General features: G+C 33.6%; 21 protein-coding genes and 1 tRNA gene. 7 read left to right on the forward strand and 15 right to left on the reverse strand.

Going from position 1 to position 21,784, the window contains the following annotated elements; genetic code table 11:
- Positions 1 to 162 precede the first annotated feature (162 nt).
- Positions 163 to 873 (forward strand): purine-nucleoside phosphorylase, encoded by a 711-nt coding sequence (gene deoD / locus MTP08_RS12400; protein ID WP_243576208.1) that lies wholly within the window; start codon positions 163 to 165, stop codon positions 871 to 873.
- 80 nt (positions 874 to 953) lie between these two features.
- Here the strand turns inward: deoD and MTP08_RS12405 are convergent, their stop codons facing one another.
- The 5 genes from MTP08_RS12405 to nusB all read right to left on the reverse strand — a co-directional run bounded on the left by MTP08_RS12405 (position 954) and on the right by nusB (position 5,222).
- Positions 954 to 2,456 carry a carbon-nitrogen hydrolase family protein gene (locus tag MTP08_RS12405; RefSeq protein WP_243576209.1) on the reverse strand — a complete coding sequence of 501 codons (1,503 nt, stop codon included), beginning with the start codon at positions 2,454 to 2,456 and terminating at the stop codon, positions 954 to 956.
- Between the two features lie 112 nt (positions 2,457 to 2,568).
- The gene (locus tag MTP08_RS12410; protein WP_243576210.1) at positions 2,569 to 3,300 is read right to left on the reverse strand and encodes an SDR family NAD(P)-dependent oxidoreductase; all 732 of its coding nucleotides are present in this window, start codon (positions 3,298 to 3,300) and stop codon (positions 2,569 to 2,571) included.
- A gap of 82 nt (positions 3,301 to 3,382) precedes the next feature.
- A complete protein-coding gene (gene yajC / locus MTP08_RS12415; RefSeq protein WP_209388810.1) occupies positions 3,383 to 3,760 on the reverse strand; it encodes a preprotein translocase subunit YajC in 378 nt (125 codons plus the stop codon).
- 1 nt (position 3,761) lies between these two features.
- Entirely contained in the window at positions 3,762 to 4,304 is a 543-nt protein-coding gene (locus MTP08_RS12420; RefSeq protein WP_243576211.1) for a DUF1573 domain-containing protein, read from the reverse strand.
- Positions 4,305 to 4,316: 12 nt separating this feature from the next.
- Positions 4,317 to 5,222, reverse strand: a complete 906-nt coding sequence (gene nusB / locus MTP08_RS12425) for a transcription antitermination factor NusB (protein WP_209388808.1) — start codon at positions 5,220 to 5,222, stop codon at positions 4,317 to 4,319.
- Between the two features lie 91 nt (positions 5,223 to 5,313).
- Between nusB and MTP08_RS12430 the strand changes: the two genes are divergently transcribed.
- On the forward strand, positions 5,314 to 6,975 hold the full coding sequence (locus MTP08_RS12430) for an ABC transporter ATP-binding protein (protein ID WP_243576212.1): 1,662 nt from the start codon (positions 5,314 to 5,316) through the stop codon (positions 6,973 to 6,975).
- Positions 6,976 to 7,074: 99 nt separating this feature from the next.
- Positions 7,075 to 7,410, forward strand: coding sequence for a DUF3276 family protein (locus MTP08_RS12435; RefSeq protein ID WP_209388806.1), 336 nt, complete (start codon positions 7,075 to 7,077; stop codon positions 7,408 to 7,410).
- A 64-nt stretch (positions 7,411 to 7,474) separates the two neighbouring features.
- Here MTP08_RS12435 and MTP08_RS12440 read toward each other — a convergent pair whose 3' ends face one another.
- The 3 genes from MTP08_RS12440 to folE form a co-directional block, all read right to left on the reverse strand.
- The gene (locus MTP08_RS12440; RefSeq protein WP_243576213.1) at positions 7,475 to 7,852 is read right to left on the reverse strand and encodes a YchJ family protein; all 378 of its coding nucleotides are present in this window, start codon (positions 7,850 to 7,852) and stop codon (positions 7,475 to 7,477) included.
- Between the two features lie 88 nt (positions 7,853 to 7,940).
- Positions 7,941 to 9,407 carry a cysteine--tRNA ligase gene (gene cysS, locus MTP08_RS12445; RefSeq protein ID WP_243576214.1) on the reverse strand — a complete coding sequence of 489 codons (1,467 nt, stop codon included), beginning with the start codon at positions 9,405 to 9,407 and terminating at the stop codon, positions 7,941 to 7,943.
- A gap of 116 nt (positions 9,408 to 9,523) precedes the next feature.
- A complete protein-coding gene (gene folE, locus MTP08_RS12450) occupies positions 9,524 to 10,192 on the reverse strand; it encodes a GTP cyclohydrolase I FolE (RefSeq protein WP_243576215.1) in 669 nt (222 codons plus the stop codon).
- A 98-nt stretch (positions 10,193 to 10,290) separates the two neighbouring features.
- Between folE and MTP08_RS12455 the strand changes: the two genes are divergently transcribed.
- Positions 10,291 to 11,445, forward strand: coding sequence for a hypothetical protein (locus tag MTP08_RS12455; protein WP_243576216.1), 1,155 nt, complete (start codon positions 10,291 to 10,293; stop codon positions 11,443 to 11,445).
- A gap of 72 nt (positions 11,446 to 11,517) precedes the next feature.
- Positions 11,518 to 12,006, forward strand: a complete 489-nt coding sequence (locus MTP08_RS12460) for a hypothetical protein (protein ID WP_243576217.1) — start codon at positions 11,518 to 11,520, stop codon at positions 12,004 to 12,006.
- 92 nt (positions 12,007 to 12,098) lie between these two features.
- Here MTP08_RS12460 and MTP08_RS12465 read toward each other — a convergent pair whose 3' ends face one another.
- Positions 12,099 to 15,242, reverse strand: coding sequence for a UvrD-helicase domain-containing protein (locus MTP08_RS12465; protein ID WP_243576218.1), 3,144 nt, complete (start codon positions 15,240 to 15,242; stop codon positions 12,099 to 12,101).
- A 182-nt stretch (positions 15,243 to 15,424) separates the two neighbouring features.
- Here MTP08_RS12465 and MTP08_RS12470 point away from each other — a divergent pair, with 182 nt between their 5' ends.
- Both MTP08_RS12470 and MTP08_RS12475 read left to right on the forward strand, forming a co-directional pair.
- Entirely contained in the window at positions 15,425 to 16,171 is a 747-nt protein-coding gene (locus MTP08_RS12470) for a hypothetical protein (protein WP_243576219.1), read from the forward strand.
- A gap of 3 nt (positions 16,172 to 16,174) precedes the next feature.
- Positions 16,175 to 16,966 (forward strand): carboxypeptidase regulatory-like domain-containing protein, encoded by a 792-nt coding sequence (locus tag MTP08_RS12475; RefSeq protein ID WP_243576220.1) that lies wholly within the window; start codon positions 16,175 to 16,177, stop codon positions 16,964 to 16,966.
- On the opposite strand, the gene MTP08_RS12480 is transcribed toward MTP08_RS12475, so the two are convergent.
- From MTP08_RS12480 to MTP08_RS12505, 6 genes are all read right to left on the reverse strand, one after another.
- Entirely contained in the window at positions 16,967 to 17,479 is a 513-nt protein-coding gene (locus MTP08_RS12480; RefSeq protein WP_243576221.1) for a GNAT family N-acetyltransferase, read from the reverse strand. It lies immediately after the preceding gene.
- Between the two features lie 3 nt (positions 17,480 to 17,482).
- The gene (locus MTP08_RS12485; RefSeq protein ID WP_209388796.1) at positions 17,483 to 17,704 is read right to left on the reverse strand and encodes a PspC family transcriptional regulator; all 222 of its coding nucleotides are present in this window, start codon (positions 17,702 to 17,704) and stop codon (positions 17,483 to 17,485) included.
- Positions 17,697 to 18,971, reverse strand: a complete 1,275-nt coding sequence (locus MTP08_RS12490) for a DUF2851 family protein (RefSeq protein WP_243576222.1) — start codon at positions 18,969 to 18,971, stop codon at positions 17,697 to 17,699. The genes MTP08_RS12485 and MTP08_RS12490 overlap by 8 nt, the downstream gene beginning before the upstream one ends.
- A 163-nt stretch (positions 18,972 to 19,134) precedes the next feature.
- Positions 19,135 to 19,210: transfer RNA gene (locus MTP08_RS12495), tRNA-His, on the reverse strand.
- Positions 19,211 to 19,245: 35 nt separating this feature from the next.
- On the reverse strand, positions 19,246 to 19,971 hold the full coding sequence (bshB1, locus tag MTP08_RS12500) for a bacillithiol biosynthesis deacetylase BshB1 (RefSeq protein WP_243576223.1): 726 nt from the start codon (positions 19,969 to 19,971) through the stop codon (positions 19,246 to 19,248).
- Between the two features lie 68 nt (positions 19,972 to 20,039).
- Positions 20,040 to 21,686, reverse strand: a complete 1,647-nt coding sequence (locus tag MTP08_RS12505; protein ID WP_243576224.1) for a tetratricopeptide repeat protein — start codon at positions 21,684 to 21,686, stop codon at positions 20,040 to 20,042.
- Positions 21,687 to 21,784: the final 98 nt, after the last annotated feature.

Raw genomic sequence — 21,784 nt, forward strand, 5'->3', positions numbered from 1 at the left:
CGAAGCGAAGTGGAGTCTGCCACAAAAAAGATACAGCGGAAAGCAGGAAACAGCTCCAAATAAAAACCATTAATAGAATATTTTTTCAATCTCTCAGAAAATAGAACAACTTCATCATTCAGTTAATTGTTATCTTTGTCAAAATTTAAAAAAACAAAAAATATGAGCATTCACATTAGTGCCAAAAAGGGTGAAATCTCCAAAGTAGTTTTGCAGCCCGGTGATCCTTTGAGAGCAAAATATATCGCTGAAAATTTTCTTGAAAACGCAAAATTGGTGAGCCAGACAAGAGGTATTTTTTATTACACAGGAACGTATAAAGGAAAAGAAATTACTGTTGGAGCAAGCGGAATGGGTTTCCCAAGCATCGGAATTTATTCGTTTGAACTGTTTACAGAATATGAAGTGGACACCATTATAAGAATCGGAACTTGCGGCGGATATTCTAATGACGTAAAACTTTTTGACCTTCTGAATGTGGAAAATGCGGCAAGTGAAAGCACGTACGCAAAATTTGCATGGGGATTTGAAGATGACATTCTCCCTCACCAAGGAAATATCTACCATGTTATTAACGAAACGGCTGAACAACTGGGTCTGAAAACAAGAGCGACCAACATCCACAGCAGTGATATTTTTTATAGAAAAGATCCTTCAATCCCGGAGATTGCAACAAAATACAGCTGTCCTGCCGTAGAAATGGAAGCGTTTGGATTATTTGCCAATGCAAAACAATTAGGAAAAAACGCGGCAACAATTCTTACCGTTTCCGATATTATTCCTACTCAGGAGCAAATTTCTTCTGATGAAAGAGAAAGAGCTTTAAAACCTATGATTGAACTGGCTTTAGAATCTGCTTTAAAGGTTATTTAATCTAAAAAAAAACATACAAAAAGCTCATTTTCAGTGAAAATGAGCTTTTTTTTAATTTATCGCAGAAATATTTCGGGATTTTATTTCAAATAAGTATCATAAAGATCTTTTCTACGGTCATTTAAAACCTGTACAGAACCGTTGTAATGAAGATCTTTCAGTAAATTTAAATCTACATCTACAATTAAAGTCATTTCTGTATTAGGTGTAGCTTCACCTTTAATCGCATTGGATGGAAAAGCAAAATCTGAAGGGGTAAAAACCGCAGCCTGACCAAACTGAATATCCATATTATTTACACCCGGCAAATTTCCCACACAACCAGCAATCGCTACATAACATTCGTTTTCGATAGCTCTTGCAGCGGCACAATGACGAACTCTGGTATATGCATTCTGCGTATCGGTAAGATAAGGTACAAAAAGTATTTTCATGCCCTGATCTGCAAGAATTCTTGGTAATTCGGGGAATTCAACATCATAGCAAATTACCAGTCCTATTTTTCCGCAATCGGTATCAAAAACTTTAATCTCGCTACCTCCTTTCATTCCGTAATATTTTCTTTCATTCGGGGTAATGTGTACTTTTCTGTATTCATCTATTCTTCCATCGCGATGCAAGAGATAACTGATGTTGTACAGATCATTATTTTCAAAAATCGGCATACTCCCCGAAATGATATTGACATTATAACTGATTGCCAGTTCGGAAATTTTATTTTTAATCTGTTCGGTGAGTTTTGCCAATTCAATCATACTGTCACGTTCCGAAAGCTTATTAAACGGTGCAAGCAAAGGAGTATTGAAAAGTTCAGGAAACAGTACAAAATCTGACTTGTAATCACCCATTACATTCACAAAAAATTCTACCTGCTCGTAAAATGCATTAATGTCTTTAAAATGCCTCATCTGCCATTGAACTAAACCCAGCCTAACCACACTGTCCTGCATTGTATTTGGTTTTTTGCTGTAATAGATATTATTCCATTGAAGCAAAACTGCATTTTCTCGGGAAGCTTCATCTTCAGGAAGATACTTTTTGAGCACTTTTATTGGCAAAAAATTGTTGGATAGCTGAAAAGAAAGTACAGGATCGTACATTTCCTTATCTCTTACTTTTCGGATGTATTCTCTGGGTGAAAGTTCGTGACTGTATTTATGGTAGTGAGGAATTCTGCCGCCAAGAATTATAGATTTAAGATTGAGCTGTTCGCAGAGCTCTTTTCTCGCGTCATACAATCTTCTTCCCAACCTCAACTCACGATATTGCGGATCTACAAATATTTCGATACCATACAGTACATTTCCGGTAGAAATATGGGTGTTGAATGTATAATTCCCAGTTATATCGCTGTAAGTGTGGTCATCCCCAAACTCATCATAATTTACAATAATTGAAAGTGCAACTGCTGCTATTTTATCGTCTACGGTAATACAGATTTGCCCTGCTTCAAAAATCTTATTTAGTTTTGCGATACTTTTTTTAGACCATACATATTCTGACATTTGGGGATAAGCCCTTCTCATTGTTTCTACCAATTCATCATAATCCTCAACCTTTAAGGTACGCGTTTCTATCTGCATATTTTATTTTTTCCTAAAGTTAAATAAAAACTTAGAAAATATCAAGTTTAAGAAGGCTGTAAGAAAGAATAGCAAGCTTGAAAAAATGAAAATTTCAAATATTTTATCTGAATCACGGTAATTTTGCGACCAAACTTTCCGGAAGGATTTTTAGAATAAAATAAATGATTTTCCACTTAAAATTGGGGACGATAGTAAACGTATTTCCGGCATTTACAATAAAATCTGCAACATAATCCGGCTGCATGATGAGGTTTTTATTCAACTCTAAACCAGCATTAATTTTGGTATCAATATATCCGATTACTAAAGCATTAACTTTAATTCTTCTGTGCGACAATTCTTGTCTTAAACCTGCTAAATAGGTTGTAAATGCGGCTTTAGTACTTCCATAGACGAAATTACTTTTTCTTCCACGTACTCCCGAAAGTGAAGACAACCCAATGATTCGTTCTAAATTTTTATTGCTTTCATCAGTGGCAATAATATTCAGAATTGAGACGGCTCCCATGTAATTAACCTGCATCATTTGTTGAGTTCCGCTAAAATCCTTTAAGGCTATTTCATTTTCCACCAAAAATCCTGCTGCATAAACAGCTATATGAGGTTTTACGGAAAGTGCGTCGTAAAATTTCTGGTGAGAACCAAAATCGGATGAGTCAAAATGTAAAATTGCAACTTTTGAATTTAGATTATTGGCATGAACGAATTCTTCTAAAGATTGTAAATTTCTAGATGCCGCAATTACAGAAAATCCTTTGGCAACATATTTTTTGATACATTCTTTTGCCACATCCGAATTAGCTCCTAAAATAAGTACTATTTTGTTTATATTTTGACTCATGAAAGAATATTTTTTATGTAAAAAAGTTTCGGCGGGGCGGCTTCGCCGCCCCGCCGAAACGAAGTATTTTAAAATTCCGAATTTATTTTTTTTCGGTTTCAATCTCTTTTTTATCTGCAGGTTTTTCAGCCGCAGCTTTTGTAGCTTTTTCACCAAAACGGTTTTCGGTGAACTCTCTTGAAATAGCCGCTTTTTCGAATTTCAGTTTACCAGAAAGAGTTTCAATAATTACTCCGTCTTCCAGAACCTGTGCAATTCTCCCATGAAGACCAGAAGTAAGAACTACTCTGCTTCCCACTTTTAGTTCTTCCTGAAATTTTTTCTCCATTTTCTGCTTTTTCATCTGAGGTCTAATCATTAGGAAATAAAACCCAACAAACATTACCCCCATCATAATAAGCATCATAGGAGAATTTCCTCCTGGTGCAGCCTGCAAAAATATTGTTTCTAAATTAATCATATTACTTTTCGATATTAGCTGTAAATGTTAATCTAATCGGCGACTTATCTACGTTAGCAAAAACATCTGCATATTTACTAACAGCACCATCGAAGTTAGTAGAATCGAAGCTTAAAGTAATTTTTCCTTTTTTACCCGGCATAATCGGATCTTTTGTAAAATCTGGAGCAGTACATCCACACCCAGGTTTAACTTCAGAAATAATTAAAGGATTTTTACCTGTATTAGTGATTTCGTACACATGGTCTACTTTTTTACCTTTTTTAATGTTTCCAAAATCAAAACTGTTTTCAGAAAGTGCAACAGTAGTAATAGGTTGGTTAGATTTAGCAGGTGCAGCTGCTTCTCCTGTTACAGCTGTATTAGCAGGAACCGGCACATTTTCTGGCACTACTTGTCCTGCAGAATTGCTATCTTTAGGTGCATTAGTAGAGTCTACATTAGTAATTTCTGTATTGGAAGTTTCTTTTTTCTCCTCTTTTTTACAAGAAACCAATCCGAATCCGATAACGGATAAAGCTATTATTGATAATGTCTTTTTCATTTTTTATTTTGTTTAAATTCTGTTTAAATCTTTACAATATTTGTCTAAAATACCATTGATGAAAATATTCGATCTGTCGGTTGCAAATACTTTAGCAATCTCGATATATTCATTAATAATTACTCTTGAAGGCGTAAAACTAAAATTATCCAACTCTGTAAAAGCAGTCGTTAAGATAACTTTATCCATAAGAGAAACTCTCTCCAAATCCCAGTTTTCCAGACGTTCTGAGAGTTTCTTTTCATTAGCTTCCCAATTATTGAGAGTATCTCTCAAAAGTTTGCTGGCGAAATTCTTATCCTCTTCGTCTTTCATCATTTTAATGAGCGTTCTGCTTTCTTCGTTTTCCTTCATAAAACCGATGGTTTTCTGTATCATCGAATTGGCAATGTGAATATCATCTGCCCAAGTAAGCTCTCTATCGCTGATGTAATCGTGGAAATCGTCGTTTTCTGCAATATACCTCAAGAAAAGCTTCCCGATAAACTTCTGATCTTCTTCAAAAGAATACCCTTCTTCTTTCATAAAATCCTGATACCTTTTTCCGGCAGTTATTCTCTGGAAAGTTTTCACCAGCATATCATCATGAAGATCCCATTTAAGATCTTTGTGCTGTCCGGTAAAAAAAAGTCTTTCAGGGTTTTCTTCAAGCTTTTTTAAAACCTGATTGTTGATGAATTTTTGGTTGGGATTTATATCAGAATCTGTTTTGAAGTATTTGTTTTTACCAATTTCCATCTGATTTTCTGCCAGCTCTTTCAAACCTACCAAAAAATTCAACTGAAAAATATAGAGATTATAGATTTTCTCTATTCCTGTAAACATATTTTTTTCTAATACATCTGTTTTAACAGGGTTTTGGTAGTACGAATAAACAGTTTCTACCACTTTCTCACGGATTTGTCTTCTTCCTAACATTCAAAGAGCTTTTTTATGCGGGCAAAGATATGAAATTTAAAATTTACTCGATTCTCGTTCTGCTCCAATTTTTGTAATTTTGTGAAAGTTTATGAAAGCACTGAAAACACTCAACCCTTATTTCTGGAAGCACAAAATACTATTGTTTTGGGGGTTATTATTCATCATCGCCAGTAATTTTTTCAATATATATAAAGTACAGTTTGTAGGTAAATCGGTAGATGAGCTTGCTAAAAACGGTAATTTGGGATTCAACCGGCAAGTTTTAATTTACGTTGCCATTATTGTAGGATGCTCTCTTCTTACCGGATTTTTCACCTTTATGATGAGGCAAACCATTATTGTTGCTTCAAGAAGAATAGAATACGAGCTGAAAAATAAAATCTACAGACATTATCAGGATTTATCGCTTACGGATTACAAACAAACCACCATCGGAGATTTAATGAACCGCCTGAGTGAAGATGTTGTAGCGGTAAGAATGTATCTCGGCCCTGGTGTAATGTATGTAATAAATTTATTGATTTTATTGCTGATTACCAGCGTTTACATGATTAAAACAGATGTTTCTATGACTTTATGGACATTGCTTCCACTTCCTGTTTTATCGTACATTATTTTCAAAGTAAGTTCCGTTATCAATAAAAAGTCTAAAATAATGCAGAAAAGCCAGTCTGCGATTTCAACATTTGTTCAGGACAGTTTTTCGGGAATACGGGTTGTGAAATATTTCGCCAAAGAAAAATACATCGAAAAAAATTATGGCATTAAAGTAAACGATTATCAAAACAAAGCTTTAGACTTAGCCAAAACAGAAGCATATTTTTTCACCATCATCCTTTTTGTAATCGGATTACTGAATGTAGCTGTAATATTTATTGGAGGTCAGAAATACATTTTAGGAGAATTATCTGTCGGAAAAATTGCAGATTTTTTCATGTATATTAATATTTTAATCTGGCCTTTTTCTATGGTTGGATGGGTAACTTCGATTAATCAAAGAGCAGAAGCTTCTATGCAGAGAATTAATGAATTTATGGATAAGCAATCTGAAATTTACAACAAAAATTTCGATGATTATCAAATAAAAGGTGATATAGAATTCCGCAATGTTTCTTACGTTTATCCCAATACAGGAATTAAAGCGCTTGATAATTTAAATTTCAAAATTGAAGCCGGAAAATCTTTAGCAATTATGGGCAAAACCGGAAGTGGCAAATCTACCATCGCCCTTTTGCTCTGTCGACTTATTGATCCTACAGAAGGTGAAATTTTAATAGACGGCAAAAATTTAAAAGATCACAACTTAACCAATTACCGAAAATTCATAGGATACATTCCACAGGAAAGCTACCTTTTTTCTGATACTATTGAACAGAATATTGGCTTCGCAATAGACAACCCAACCCACGAAAGAGTTATAGAATATGCGAAAATTGCAGATGTACATAAAAATATTATAGATTTTAAGGAACAGTATAAAACAATGGTAGGAGAACGAGGCGTAATGCTTTCCGGCGGACAAAAACAAAGAATCTGTATCGCGAGAGCTTTAATAAAAGACCCCCATATCATTATTTTTGATGATTCTCTATCCGCTTTAGATACTGAAACCGAACAGAATATTTTAGAAAACATCGACACCAAAATAAAATCTGCCACTTCAATAATCATCACACACAGAGAATCGAGCGCACAAAGAGCAGACAAAATACTTAATTTAAGCGATATTGTCGATTCTGCAACTGCTTAGGATTTTTTTTCTGAATTGTTAAATAAATCATAAAAAAAATTTTGTGATTAAAAGAAATATTTTATATTTGTTCTTAACAAGATTAAAAATTATCTAATAATGAGTGATTACAAGGAACGCCATGAAAATGAAATTTTCACGAAGGTGCTAAAAGCGGGAAGAAGAACTTATTTCTTTGATGTGCGCGAGACGAAAGCAGGAGATTATTATCTTACAATTACCGAAAGTAAAAAGAACTTCGGAGACAACGGAGAGGCAACATTCGAAAAGCACAAAATTTATCTTTATAAAGAAGATTTCAAGAGCTTTCAGGAGATGTTTAATGAATCTACAGATTTCATCATCAACGAAAAAGGTGAAGATGTAATATCCGAAAGACACGATAAAGATTTCAAAAGCAGATCTTACACCATAGATTCTGACGACGAAGTTTAAGACATAATATTAAAAAGCATCCAAATGGATGCTTTTTTTGTATTTAATTTTCGTAAATATCTCGTTAATCTAAAAATTTACCGCTTACGTAATACCAACGATTCTGAATCATTTTAAAAGTAGATAATTCGTGATGAATTTGTTCATTTCCCTCTTCATCTATAAAATAAGCCCTGAACTCCACTTTACTCATTGAAGGTTTTTCTAGAATTTCCAGTTTAATCCATTCATTAATTTCTCCCCATTCCTGCAAATCCTCTTTATTATGATATTTCCTTTTCTCGGGAAGTGTAGTATCCATTAAATATTCTCCATTAGGAATTGCAAATGCACAAAACCTAGATCTCATTAAAGCTTCAGCAGTGGGAGCAAATTTTTCCTTTAAATGATAGGGCTTACAGCATTCTCCGTAGCTTTTACCAGAACAGCATGGACAGTTCATATTTGAATTATTAAATTTTAAATGATTTACTTTTCACTTTTTAAATAAAAAAATTCCTCAAAATTATTTGAGGAATATATTTAAAGTTCTAGTTCAAAACGTAGGAAGTTCCATCTCTTCCATCTTTCAGTTCGATGCCTTCTGCAAGAAGTTTATCTCTAATTTGATCCGAAAGTTCAAAGTTTTTAGATTTTCTTGCCTGATTTCTTAATTCAATTAAAACCTTCAAAGTCTGATCCAGCTTTTCATTGTTATTTTCCTCAATAGTCTGAAGCCCCAAAACATCAAATACAAAAGCATTCAAGACCGATTTCAATTCCTCTAAATCTTTAGTTGAAACAGTTTCTTTACCATCTTTTAGAGCAAAAATGTATTTTACAGCTTCAAAAAGATGTGCAATTAAAACCGGAGAGTTAAAATCATCCGTTAAAGCATCGTAAGCTTTATTTTTCCATTCATCAAGACGGAAAGGAGATTGCTTTTCATCATTCGGAGTAATGTCATTCAAAACTTTAATGGCTTCCATTAATCGGATAAAGCCTTTTTCACTCGCAAGCATCGCATCATTGGAAATATCCAATACGCTACGGTAATGTGCCTGCAGAAAGCAAAAACGTACAATAGACGGATGGAAAGGTTTTTCAAAAAAGTCGTTTTCCCCCGTTACCAACTGCATCGGCAGAATATAATTTCCTGTAGATTTACTCATACGCTGAGAATTCATCGTCAACATATTGGCATGCATCCAATAATGTACAGGTTCAGCTCCGTTGCATGCTTTACCTTGTGCAATTTCGCATTCGTGATGAGGAAATTTAAGATCCATTCCTCCTCCGTGAATGTCAAAAGTTTCACCTAAATATTTAGTGCTCATTGCAGTACATTCAAGATGCCATCCTGGGAAACCTTCTCCCCAAGGCGAATTCCAACGCATAATATGTGCCGGAGAAGCTTTTTTCCAAAGTGCAAAATCCTGCGGATTTTTCTTTTCACCCTGTCCGTCTAAATCGCGGGTATTGGCAAAAAGTTCTTCGATGTTTCTTTTAGATAATTCCCCGTAATTAAGACCTCTTTTATTGTACTCCAAAACATCGAAATACACAGAACCATTACTTTCGTAAGCAAATCCTTTTTGAATTAACTTCTGAGTAAGTTCTATCTGCTCCACAATATGACCAGTCGCAGTAGGTTCAATATTAGGCGGTAAAAGATTGAAGAGTTGCAACACTTTATGAAAATCTACCGTATATTTCTGAACAATTTCCATTGGCTCCAGCTTTTCGAGACGGGTTTGCTTTACAAAACGGTCATTATTTACATCGCCATCATCAGTAAGATGCCCTGCATCGGTAATATTTCTTACATACCTTACCTTGTAGCCCAAATGCATTAAACTTCTGTAAATAAAATCGAAAGAAAGGAACGTTCTAACATTTCCCAAATGAACGTTGCTGTAAACGGTTGGTCCACAAACATACATTCCTACATTTCCTTCTAAAATAGGTTTAAAAATTTCTTTTTCGCCCGTAAGCGAGTTGTATATTTTTAGTTGCATTAATTATAATTGATGATTGATAAATGATTTTTTAAATTAAATTCAAAACAAATTAAGCACAACAGATAATTGTTGCAATAAAAATTCGGTTTGAAATTGTTTTAAATTTTATCATTTTAATACTCCAGTTTAGTATGGCTTCCTACATAATGAAGAAACTCTTGTCTTGTAATAGGATTGGTTCTGAAGATGCCACTTAATTCTGCTGTTGTAGTAGAACTTGCTGTATCTTTAATGCCTCTGCAGTTTACACAAAGGTGTTTTGCATCTATTATACAGGCGACATCTTTTGTTCCTAATGCTTCCTTTAAGGCATCTACAATCTGCATTGTTAATCTTTCCTGAACCTGCGGTCTTTTCGCATAATAATCTACAATTCTGTTGATTTTTGAAAGCCCAATTACTTCTCCATTCGAAATATAAGCAACATGTGCTCTTCCGATTATTGGTAAAAAGTGATGTTCGCAGAAAGAATATACGGTAATATCTTTTTCCACCAACATTTGGCGGTACTTATACTTGTTAGAAAATGTAGAAATGCCTGGTTTATTCTGAGGTAAAAGTCCTCCGAAAATTTCATTTACATACATTTTAGCAACTCTTTTGGGAGAATCTTTAAGAGAATCGTCTGTCATGTCGAGCCCCAACGTTTCCATAATTTCCCCAAAAAGTGAGGTAATTTTTTCTATCTTTTCTTCCGGTGATTTTTCAAAAGCATCTTCCCTGATAGGCGTATGTTCTTTTCCTGTGAAAATATCATCGTCGTTATCCGTAAAATCAACCATTTTTATTTAATTTGCAACAAAAATACGGATAAAATCTGTTCATCATATTTAATTTAGCCGAAAAACATTATCTTTAGGCTACACCATCATTTTATACCATGATTATTGCTGAAGAAGTACTGAACTACTCCCAGAAAAAAGAATTTTTAGAGTTTCCTGCAAGACTTTACCAAAGCGACAAAAATTACATAAGACCACGCAATATCGACATTGAGGACATCTTCAATCCGCAAAAAAATAAATTCTTTAAGGAAGGCGAATGTACACGCTTTCTATTCATCAATAAAAATAACGAAACAGTTGGCAAAGTTGCCGTTTTTATTAACAAAACTTATCTACAACAACAACCTACAGGCGGAATCGGATTCTTCGACTGCATCAACGATCAGGAGACAGCCGATTTTATCTTTGATTATTGTAAAAACTGGCTTCAGGAAAGAGGAATGGAAGCGATGGACGGACCTATTAATTTCGGTGAACGTGATAAATTCTGGGGATTGGTAATCGAAGGATTCGTTGAACCTCTTTATGGCATGAACTACAATTTCCCTTATTATAAAGATCTTTTCGAAAATTACGGATTCAAAATTTATTTTGAACAGCTTTGCTTTTCAAGACCTATCTTCGGGGATGTTTCCAGAGTTTTTACGGTAATGCATGCAAAACACAGTAAAAATCCAGATATTTCTGCAAAACCAATGACAAATAATAATCTGGAAAAATTTGCCGCGGATTTTACCGAAATCTACAATAAAGCCTGGGCTGCACACGGAGAAGGAAAACGCATGGAAACATCCAAAGTCCTGAAAATGTTTAAGACGATGAAACCCATCATCAACGAGCATATTTCTTGGTTTGTTTACGAAAATGAAAAACCTGTTGCCATGTGGATGAATCTTCCGGATACCAACCAATGGTTTAAATATCTTAACGGAAAATTTGGGATTTGGGAAAAGCTTAAATTCCTTTGGATAAAAAAATTCAGGAAAAACGAAAAAATGGTTGGTCTTGTTTTTGGTGTAATTCCGGAATGGCAGAAACGTGGTCTTGAGGGATATATGATTTGGGAGGGAACTCAGCATCTTAGAAAACATACCGATTTTAAAGTTACCGAAATGCAGTGGATTGGCGATTTTAATCCCAAAATGATAAAAATTGCTGAAAATCTCGATACGAAAGTAACTCGGAAGCTTGCAACCTATCGATATCTATTCAACAGAACCCAAGCCTTTGAAAGACATCCTGAATTATAATAACATGAGTTTGTGATAAGGATTAATAAAATGGAAAGCTAAACTTAGGTTACAATACTAAAATACAGTTTTATGGATCCAATAATTATTTTCATTATTTTTTTTGTTGTATTGCTGTTTTCTATTCCGGCAATTATTTTCTTAATTGCTTATTTGGCAGCAAAAAGTCGGAGAAAAAAGCAAAATCTCTTACTGAATGAAATTGGAAAGCCTGAGTTTTATGCATTTGTACGCTATAATCTTGGGAATGCTCAAAATGAGTTTTTTAAAATTAAAGCTTTTCAGGGAAGCGGAATGATTTTCATTAAAGACCAAAATATTTATTTCGTTGATACTCTACACCAACATCCTCATACTTTTTTATTGAAAGAAACCATCATAAAGTGGGAGGATATTAATATTGTTAACGGACTTCTGAAATGGTTTTCTATCTCTGATCAGGACAAAAAATATTATTTTAACATCGACAGCGGAATGCTTATTTTTAATTTAAATTCTTCCAAACCGACCACAAGAAGTGTTTTTGAAAGATTACTGAAATACCAAAATGAGATTTTGTAGCCTATAAATTAGATAGAATTTCGGCGGAGCCTTTGGCTCCGCCGAAATTCTTCGTTGACAATTAAAACATTATATTTTTCAAACGAAATTATTTAGGAAATATAAATCAGTTTTGTTTTTAAAACCTTTTTACCCAATTTTTCCAAAACACTTTTGTAGGTTTCAATTTGTTTTTCATTCTTTTCGTTTTCGGAACCTGTCTTAAAATCTAAAATAATATATCCTTCATTGTTTTTTAAAATCCGGTCGGGTCGGTAGATTTTAGCCATGCCATTTTCAGAAATCATAATATCTTTTTCGTTGATAACCTGCCATTTTTCGTCGAAAAACTCTGTATGAGCATCAATAATTTTCATTAAAACAGATTTTATTTCGGTTTTTTCTTCGAGAGTAATCTGCCCATCCAAAACATACGTTTCTAAAACTCTGTCGACATCTTTTGGTGTATTTATTCTTGAAAGCAGTTCGTGTACAAAAAGACCAACTCTTACTTTCTCGTTTCTTACCTGATAATTCTTAGAAGGAGTAGCAATTTGTATAGAACTTTTAGAATCGCTCTTATTTTTTAAATGTTCAATATTCTGGGTTTTGAATTCAGAATTTTGATGCAAAATCTGCTTTTTGAGCATTTCAGGATTGGTTTCATACAAATCAAACTCGTCAAGATTTTGAAGATTTTTAGATTCAACAAATTCGAGAATTTCCAGATTATTAGAAGTTTTATTTGCCTTTTGAAGATAAAAAAACAGCTGTTCTACCGGTCTTGTAGTTGCAACATATTGCAGACAAAGCCGATCTACAAGATTTTTATAAGAATTTTCCTGATTAAATTTTTCTATACCTTCATCATACGCTTCAAGATTTTTACTGAATTGATTGATATTGACCGATTTTAAAACATCTTCAGCCTCCGTTTCGAACCAATTACTGAATTCTGAATCTCTGTTTTTATTCATCATCGGAATAAAAACTACAGGAAATTCTAATCCTTTTGCCTTATGAATCGTCATAATCTGAATGGCATCAATATTCTCCGAAGCCTGAATGGTGTGTTTAGACGCTTCTTCGTCCCAATATTTCAGGAATTCTTTGGTACTTGCCCCTGCATTTTGAGTAAAATTAAACAGCATTTCGAGGAAATTCAACAGAAAATCTATTTCTTTATTTCCGGAAGAAAATTCGTTAATATAATATTCAATATAATTATACAGATTAAATTTCGGAAACTGATTTTGCTTGAGTTTTAAAGAATATTTTTCTTCTAAAAAACCGATAATATTTTCATACTCCTGTAGTTCGAGAATTTCCTTCATCTGTAAAGTGAAATCCTGCATTTCAATTTTCCCGAGACGGTTGAGATAAAACATCATCATGATAAGATGAGGTTTGTTTTTCGGATTGGTTTCCCATTTCAGAAACTCCACCACAGCTTTTATGGTATCGGATAATTCCAGCGTTAACCCTTTATCTGAAATGGTTCTAATATTGGTTTCCAAGCCTTTATAATTTACCTTTAGACTTCCTAGCTTTTGAGAATAAGAGAAAATATCGAAATTTCCACGACACAGAATAGTAATATCCGAAAATTTAAACCCATTATCGAGGCATTCCTGAATATCTTTCTGCATTTTTACCGATACATCGTCATAAAATTCTTCATTGGTGAGATTTTCGATAAGATTCACTTTCACACGACCTTCTATGGAAGATTTTGGATTTTGTTCGCCATCTGAACCAAAAATCTGGCGGTGCTCCTCTTGCAATTGATGAGAATGAAACTGATAAAGCTCATTATTAAACTGAACAATATTTTTTGCACTTCTCCAGTTATCTTTCAAAACCAACAAACTTGCCTGTTTGGGAGAAATTTCTTTATTGTTGATGATGTCGAGCATAAGTTTGCTTTCGCCTCCACGGAATCTGTAAATACTCTGTTTTGGATCTCCCACAAGCGTAAATGAAGTATTCTCTGTGGAAATACTGTGATCTCTCAACGGAACAAAATTCTGCCACTGCAAAGAGGAAGTATCCTGAAATTCGTCGAAGAAATAATGCTGGAACTGCGACCCAACTTTTTCGTAGATAAAAGCGGAAGGCTCATTTTTCAGGTTTTCGTTAATGAGAATATTAAATTTAGAAAGCAGAACCAAATCATTTTCTTCCTCAATTTTTTTCAGTTCATCCTGGATATCTTTATTTACTTTTAACGGCAGCAACGCAGAAAGAATTTTCTCTTTTTTCTGAGTTTCTATGTACAGCAAAATGAGTTTCATTCTGTTTTCTAAAAGAATTTCCAGAATATCAAAAACATCGGTTTCTTTATGTTTAGCTTTTGCAGAAGTACCTTTTCGGTATTTATCTACAACAGATTCTTCAGACGAACTCGGGAAAGGAAATCCAGGTCTTTTTTTCTCGTAAAATTCTATAACTTTTGGAAAAAACCCTCCAAGACCATTTTTTCCCTGAGCAAAATCTTCAATCTCAATATTTCTGGATTTAAATAATTCGATTGACTGTAAAGCTAATTCTAATGACTGCTTTTTGTTCGCTGTAATATCTTTTCTTAACGTATTTTTGATGTTGTCATAATTCTCATCATTAAATTCTTTATTAACTTTAAGATGTTCATAATGAATGTCTTTTACAAATTCTTTGGCAGAATCGTATAGATTTTTATTGAGATTAATTCTTTCATTATTATCAAGACTATAATCTACATAATCCATAAAAGAGTTGGAAATGTTATCGTTTTCCCCGATTTGATCCAACATTTTATCTACCGCTTCAATAAGAAAAGGCTCTGCATCTATTTCGAGATTAAAATTCTTCGCAAGACCAAGCTCATAAGAAAAACTACGTACCAAACGAGAATTGAAGCGATCTATGGTTCCAATATTTAAGGTAGAATAATTGTGAAGAATATAATCTAGCAGTTTTTTTGATCGGATATGAAGTTCATCAAGAGTTATTTTAAGTCCTTCCTCTTCAAAAGCTTTCTGAATATTCTTAAGATCATTATTATCTGCATAATTATCTTCTTTAAATTTCCCAAGCCATGAAAGAATTCTTTCCTTCATTTCATTAGCTGCTTTATTGGTAAATGTTAGGGCGAGAATATTCCGTATTACCTGTTGTTGATTAGGATAACGCAAACAGATCATTAAAAGCTTCTGCACCAAAGCATAAGTCTTTCCAGATCCCGCAGATGCATTGATGACAGTATAAGAATTTGACATTTTTTGATAAAAGATTTGATGCAATTTAATCAAAAAAAATCTGAAATTTTAACAATTCTAAACCAATACTTTAACAGTTTTACCCTCTGAAATCAAAAAATATCCTAAAAGCCGTTAAGTCTGGTTAAACTTCATTTCGGAACAGAAAATAATTTTAGTTTTGCTTAATAAAACAATATTCTGTGAAAATTAAACTACTTATTCTTTTTTCATTCATTGCGTTCATCAACATCCATGCTCAGGAATATATTTTCGGTAAGATTACTGATGAAGAAAAACATGAATTGGCAGACGTGAATGTTATTAACATCCGTACAGACGAAAGAGTTCTCAGCAACAGAGACGGGCATTTTATGATTTCCGGACGGGCTGGAGATATACTCCGGTTTGTAAAAACAGGTTTCGACAGATTTCAATGGAAAGTTGCTCCCGAAGACACTAAATCTTCTCTTAACATCAACATGGTACAATCTGCTATTCTGATAGAAGAAGTTGAAATTAAAAAAGGATTGACAGGAGATTTAAAACTCGATTCTAAAGCATTGGCACAATCGAAAAAAGTGGAGAAACTTAAGAGTGATCTTTCTCGTTACATCTCGCAAAAGTCTGATCCTAGAATTTTAGCTGCAAAACCCGGAGAATTTGTTCAGCCAAAAGGACAAGGCTTTTCTATCGGAAAAGTAAAAAACAAATGGGACGATTTGGATCTCGCCAATTATATTGTTTCAGCATTGGGAACTCAGTATTTCACAGATCTTCAGATTGAGCAGCCATTCATCAATCATTTTGTAAATTATATTCTGCAGACAGGTTTTGAGCGAAAAAACATCCTGAAATATGGTTATATGAGCGATGCTGATTTAATGAGATTTCAAAGAACTGTTTTAAATAGAATTACTACCTATAAAGCTCCACCAAAGCAAAAATAAAAGATGGTGAAGACAAAAGGATTTTCGCTTTTAATATGTTTTATCGCAAGCTGTTTATACGGACAAAAAATTTTGTCTGGCAGAACAATGAGCGAGAATAACAGGATTGTAACTTCTGTTCTGGTTATCAACATCAATAATAATGAGAAAACATCCAGTAATTCTAGCGGTGAATTTTCCATAAAAGCTTCATTGCAGGACGAAATCAGGTTTATAAAAAAAGGCTACGAAAGAACGATTAAAAAAATTGACAATCTAGACAACATTCCCGATATCATCATGACCCAGCTTCCTGTGGAAATAGAAGAAGTTAAAATAATTCCGCTTTCCGGAAATCTAGCCAAAGATTCTAAAATGCTTACAAAAGTAGATAAAAAAGAAGAACTTCGCAAAGCAATTGGTCTTCCGCGAGGTCCTGAAAAGCCCAGAGAAGTTCCTGCGGACACAAGAAATCTTCTAATGGCAATTCCATTAGGACTTTTGGATGTACAGGGTTTATACGATATTGTTAGCGGAAAAGCAAGAAGACAGAGAAGATGGTATCAGTACGAGGATATGCAGGACGACATTGCATGGGTAAAAACCCGTACAGGTGAAGAATATTTTGTAAAAGAAAGCATTCCCGCGGAGAGAATTCCGGAATTTTTGGAATTCAGCTTTATCTTAAAACCTGATATTCGGAGATATATTAAAGCCAAAAACATCTACAAAGTAATGTTTGAACTGGAAGAAACTCTTCCTGTTTATGTAGAAAGAATTAAAGAATCACAAAAAAAAGAAAAAGAGAAACGGTAGTTAATGATAAACAATATCGTAAATTTCATCTTTAACCTGAATTAAATTTTCTGGTGTATAATTTGCCAAAAGCCAAAGATTAAGACTGTTTTTTCCTTCTCCGTAGCTTGGCTGAACATAGAGTTCATCAATAAGACTGAAACCATTTCTTTGGTAAAACAAAAATCTGCGTTTAGCGTATTCGTTTAAAGTTTCAGGCTCTATTTCCAGAATAATTCTTGGGAAATTTTTAAACAGCCAATCGGTTATTTTAGAACCAAGATTTTGATTTCTGTATTCTGCAAAAACCTCAAAATGCTCTACAAAAAGAAAACTCGATAATTCCCATACAATAAGATACCCTACATTTTCAGACTGATTCAAAACCGAAATAACCTTTACATTAGGATGTTCAAATAATTTAACAAACTGAAACCACTCTCTTCTTTCATCCTCAGGAAAAGAAGAACAGTAAGATTTGAAAATTTTTTCCGTGCGGTAATCTTCTGCCGAAATAATTTGTAAAAACTCCATAATTTAAAGATCAAAGACACTAGGTCTTCTAGTAATAAAAATATCTTTTATCCAAAGTGTAAACGCAAGACCAAGATAAATTAAAAAGAAAAAACCTGCGGTAGCAAAAGTGGAATAAATAAAGAAAATTCTTAGTTTAGAAACAGGAATTCCCAGTTTGGCACCCATTCTGGTGAGTACACCAAACCATTCACATTCCATTTTATGACGGAGATTATCAAACATGACGAGGTTCTTTTAAAATTTTGAATCCGATACCGCAATTTAAGCATTTTTTTGTTTCGCAAAAATTTTTGTAATGGTAAATTAGGCTTTGGCTTTCTAAAGAATTTTCGCTTTTTACTCCAAGATTTTTCCAGCCATCAACCACTGTATTTTTCTCTGCGGCTAAAATCCTGTAATATTCCAGAATTTCATCTGTGATATATTCATTAGTATGTTTTTCGTATGCAAATTTAATGGGAAGCACTGCATTGAGGAGGATAATTTCAATAAAATTACTGCTAAGAGTTTTCTGAGTGTTAACAGACGAAATTTTACCAAAATTATAATGATCATTCCAATATTCAGAAGCTTTAATACTGGCAAAAACAGTCTTTAAAACCTCAGAATTCTTTGCCGAAATAACTTCTGAAAACAAGTGAGAATGCTGAAAATACAAATCTGCTAGTTGCGAAAGTCGTATCGTTGGAAAATTAGCTGGTCGAAGCCTCAGAAATTTTGGAGAAATAACAACATTGGGAAGCTGGTATTTAGCTTTTAAAAATTCAAATTTTCTTTTCCAGATTTTAGATTGATGATCTTCTGTATTTTCGAGCCATCCGGCAAGCCCAAAAAACAAAGCTTCCAACTGGGTTTTATCTTGTCTAATTTTGTTAATTACTGAAAAATCTACAGTTTCTGCCAACTGTTTAAAAACTGCCGCATTTATTTTTAATCCAAAAGCATAAGCAAGATAATGAAAGAGTATCGCTTCAAAATTATTTTTCTGAATTTTTAAATCTTTTTCTATTACCAAAGATTTTTCCTCCAGTTTTTTGATGAGATTTTCTTCATGAAAGCCTATTGGTATTTTATCTGGGCTAAAAACTTTTTCGCAGGGAATAAATCTGCTTTCATTCACAAAATGATGGTAATTACTGTAAATTTTCTCATCAATATAAATTCTAAGTTCCAGTGTAGGAATATTTTTATTTTTGAACTCCAAAATATCTGCATCATTTTGAAAAACCACATGTAAAATTACATTTTGATAATCTGAATTTTGTGAATGCTGGTGAAAAATCCAGTCCGAAGCTTTCACATGAATTTCTATATTTCCTGCTAAAATGAGATTACTAATTTTAATTTTTGCAAATAAAAAATCAGGACCAGAATCTGAGTTCCATTTTCCAAAATCTAAAATTTCAATTGAATTTCCTTCAGAATCTTTAAAATCAAAATGGGTAAACAATTTATAATTCCAGATATATTGCAATAATTTCTCGTTCATTTCAGTGTTTTTAATACTTAAAATTAGCAAAAAAATAATTACAACTTACAGAAACATCCTTTGCATAAAAAAAAGACACAGTAAACAAATAGAGATGTGAAGTTATGAAATCTGAATAGACAGTATAAAAATAAAAAAAGTACACTTTATAGTGTACTTTTTTGGGTGAATGATGGGTCTCGAACCCACGACCTTCGGAACCACAATCCGACGCTCTAACCAACTGAGCTACAATCACCGTTTTGTGAGTGCAAATATAGGCATATTTTTTAATCTACAAAACAATTCCGTCAAAATTTTTCATTGCTACTAATTTTTCTGAAGTAAAACCTTCTGCATAAGCCACTCCCGACAATCTTCCTAGATCCTGAGCACGATACGTTAAACTCTCAAAAAAATCTTTCGTTGCAATTGGAGTAACCGGTTCTTTTGAATCTGGATCGTAAAACTGGGTTTTATACGCCGCACACGCTTTAAGTTTTACATCCAAATATTCAGAAATATCTATCACAAATTCTGGAACTATATTTTTCCACTGAATGTAATGAAAAATCTGTTTAGGTCTCCAAACTTCCTGATTGATTCCGTCCATACTCGTTTCAATCTTTCTTAACCCTGCTAAAAAACAAGAATCTGACACCAGTTTTGCTGCTTTGGCGTGATCCGGGTGCCGATCATCAATTGCATTGGCCAAAACAATCTCTGGTCGGTATTTACGGATCATTCTCACAATTTCTAACTGATATTCTTCTGAGTTAACCAAAAAACCATCCTTAAGACCTAAATTCTCTCTTTCGGCTATACCTAAGATTTTGGCAGCATCTGTTGCCTCTTCCTTTCTAGTTTGATCTGTCCCACGAGTCCCCAATTCTCCTCTAGTAAGGTCTAGAATAGCACATGTTTTTCCTTCAGAAATTAATTTGGCTAAAGTTCCTCCACAACCTAGCTCTACATCATCCGGATGAGCTCCTATGGCAAGTATATCAAATTTCTTATTCATCTATCAAATTTAAAAAAACTTCCCATACAAAAATGAATGGGAAGTTAGTATATAATTATTATTTAAAATTATTTATTAAGCTCTGCGTTAAGATTAATAGCATCCTGATAACTAGGATCTAATTTAAGAGATTTTGCTACATAATCTTTTGCTTTTGCAACATCTTTGTCTTTTTCCAGAAAAGCAATTGCGAAGTAGGAATATGCTAAAGCTTGTTTGTTAGCCTCAATATCAGCTGGTTTTACAGTTGCAATAAATTTCTCATAAGAAATCATAGCAGCTTCATTATTTCCAGCTTGTTGATAAGAATATCCCTGACTGTAGTAAGCTGGTGCCCAATCTGGAAGTAAATTACTCATTTTCTGCCATGTTAAAACTGCCCCATTCCAGTTTTTAGCATCCTGATAAGCATTTGCCAATTTATAGATCGCATCAGAGTCTTTTGGATTTGCGGCAACTAATTTTTTAGCTGCTTCAATTTCTGGAGTAGAAGGACCTGCGTCCGCTGAAGCCTGAGATGCTCCGCCTCCATTAATTTTAGCTAATTCCATATCCCATTTTAAGGTTTCATCTTTAGCTACTTTTGCCAAAGCAATTTTTTGCTGAGCTTCAGCTTTCAAAGCAGTTTTCTTAGCTTCGTCTGTTTCAGTTTTTGCTAAACCGGCAGCAATTAATCCCATTAAACCTTGGTCTGCAGGTTGAACTCTCGATTTCTCTGCTTTAGAAACGAAATTATCAATATTTTGTTTCGCTTCAGCGTATTGTCCGTCTGCATAATTTACATACGCTCTTAATTTAAATTTGATAGGATCATCAATCTTATCAAAGATTTTATCTAAGACAACTTTAGAATTAGCATAATCTTCATTAGTAAAATAAAGTTTTGCAATTTCTAATTGTGTATATGGATCCTCATCCGCATACTTTGTATAGTTAAGAAGATCCTGTGTAGCTTTAGCATTTTCCTGATATTTTATATCATAAGCAGCTAAAGCTTTGTACGCAGGTGCATACGTTTGATCTGTAGCAATAGCTTTATCAATATTTTGTTTTGCCTGTTGCCATTGTTGAGCAGCCATCCATAAAGTACCCATTCTTGTATACACAGATGCTTTATTTTTAGCTAAAGGAAGTGCTTTATCATAAGCAGTCATTGCCTCACCAGGAATTCTTTTGAGTCTATACGCATCACCTAACGTATAATAGTAATACGCAGGAATGTCTTTTTTGGTTTTTTCAATAGCCTTATTTAAGTATTGAATTGCCAAATCTGGTGAATTATTTTTTTCGAATATCGTTAAAGCTTCTGCTGCTCTGAATAGTACTTCAGGATCTTTTTCTCTAGAATCTGTTACTATTTTCTGAATTTCTGCAATTGCAGATTTATCACCTTTTCCTAGTTTAACAGAAGCTAAACCTATTTTATTAAGATAGCTTTTAGAATCTGCCGTTAATCCTTTATTGAAATTTTCAGATGCTTTTGCATAATCGGGTTCACCTTGTTTCAGAAATGTATTTCCTAAGTAAAAATAATTTTCTGCTGAAGGCTCTTTAGCAATCATTTGCGTAAAATTATTTTTAGCAGCAGCATACTTATCACTGTCTAAACTGTTGATACCGTCCTGCAATGTCTGTGCAAAAGCAAAGTTGGTAAAAAATACTACTGATGCCCCAAAAGCAACCTTTCTTACATTCATAATCATTATATCTTTCATTTATATTTTAAACACTAATTTTAATTGGATGAAATAAATCACACAATTTTCAGACCAAAATAAGGGTTTTATTTTGGTTATAAAATAATATTAAGAAT

Source organism: Chryseobacterium oryzae, assembly GCF_022811665.1.
Taxonomy (GTDB): Bacteria; Bacteroidota; Bacteroidia; order Flavobacteriales; family Weeksellaceae; genus Chryseobacterium; species Chryseobacterium oryzae.

Coding starts and splice junctions, on each gene's coding strand:
- deoD (WP_243576208.1), top strand. CDS start 163: ATGAGCATTCACATTAGTGCCAAAAAGGGTGAAATCTCCAAAGTAGTT.
- MTP08_RS12405 (WP_243576209.1), bottom strand. CDS start 2,456: ATGCAGATAGAAACGCGTACCTTAAAGGTTGAGGATTATGATGAATTG.
- MTP08_RS12410 (WP_243576210.1), bottom strand. CDS start 3,300: ATGAGTCAAAATATAAACAAAATAGTACTTATTTTAGGAGCTAATTCG.
- yajC (WP_209388810.1), bottom strand. CDS start 3,760: ATGATTAATTTAGAAACAATATTTTTGCAGGCTGCACCAGGAGGAAAT.
- MTP08_RS12420 (WP_243576211.1), bottom strand. CDS start 4,304: ATGAAAAAGACATTATCAATAATAGCTTTATCCGTTATCGGATTCGGA.
- nusB (WP_209388808.1), bottom strand. CDS start 5,222: ATGTTAGGAAGAAGACAAATCCGTGAGAAAGTGGTAGAAACTGTTTAT.
- MTP08_RS12430 (WP_243576212.1), top strand. CDS start 5,314: ATGAAAGCACTGAAAACACTCAACCCTTATTTCTGGAAGCACAAAATA.
- MTP08_RS12435 (WP_209388806.1), top strand. CDS start 7,075: ATGAGTGATTACAAGGAACGCCATGAAAATGAAATTTTCACGAAGGTG.
- MTP08_RS12440 (WP_243576213.1), bottom strand. CDS start 7,852: ATGAACTGTCCATGCTGTTCTGGTAAAAGCTACGGAGAATGCTGTAAG.
- cysS (WP_243576214.1), bottom strand. CDS start 9,407: ATGCAACTAAAAATATACAACTCGCTTACGGGCGAAAAAGAAATTTTT.
- folE (WP_243576215.1), bottom strand. CDS start 10,192: ATGGTTGATTTTACGGATAACGACGATGATATTTTCACAGGAAAAGAA.
- MTP08_RS12455 (WP_243576216.1), top strand. CDS start 10,291: ATGATTATTGCTGAAGAAGTACTGAACTACTCCCAGAAAAAAGAATTT.
- MTP08_RS12460 (WP_243576217.1), top strand. CDS start 11,518: ATGGATCCAATAATTATTTTCATTATTTTTTTTGTTGTATTGCTGTTT.
- MTP08_RS12465 (WP_243576218.1), bottom strand. CDS start 15,242: ATGTCAAATTCTTATACTGTCATCAATGCATCTGCGGGATCTGGAAAG.
- MTP08_RS12475 (WP_243576220.1), top strand. CDS start 16,175: ATGGTGAAGACAAAAGGATTTTCGCTTTTAATATGTTTTATCGCAAGC.
- MTP08_RS12480 (WP_243576221.1), bottom strand. CDS start 17,479: ATGGAGTTTTTACAAATTATTTCGGCAGAAGATTACCGCACGGAAAAA.
- MTP08_RS12485 (WP_209388796.1), bottom strand. CDS start 17,704: ATGTTTGATAATCTCCGTCATAAAATGGAATGTGAATGGTTTGGTGTA.
- MTP08_RS12490 (WP_243576222.1), bottom strand. CDS start 18,971: ATGAACGAGAAATTATTGCAATATATCTGGAATTATAAATTGTTTACC.
- bshB1 (WP_243576223.1), bottom strand. CDS start 19,971: ATGAATAAGAAATTTGATATACTTGCCATAGGAGCTCATCCGGATGAT.
- MTP08_RS12505 (WP_243576224.1), bottom strand. CDS start 21,686: ATGAAAGATATAATGATTATGAATGTAAGAAAGGTTGCTTTTGGGGCA.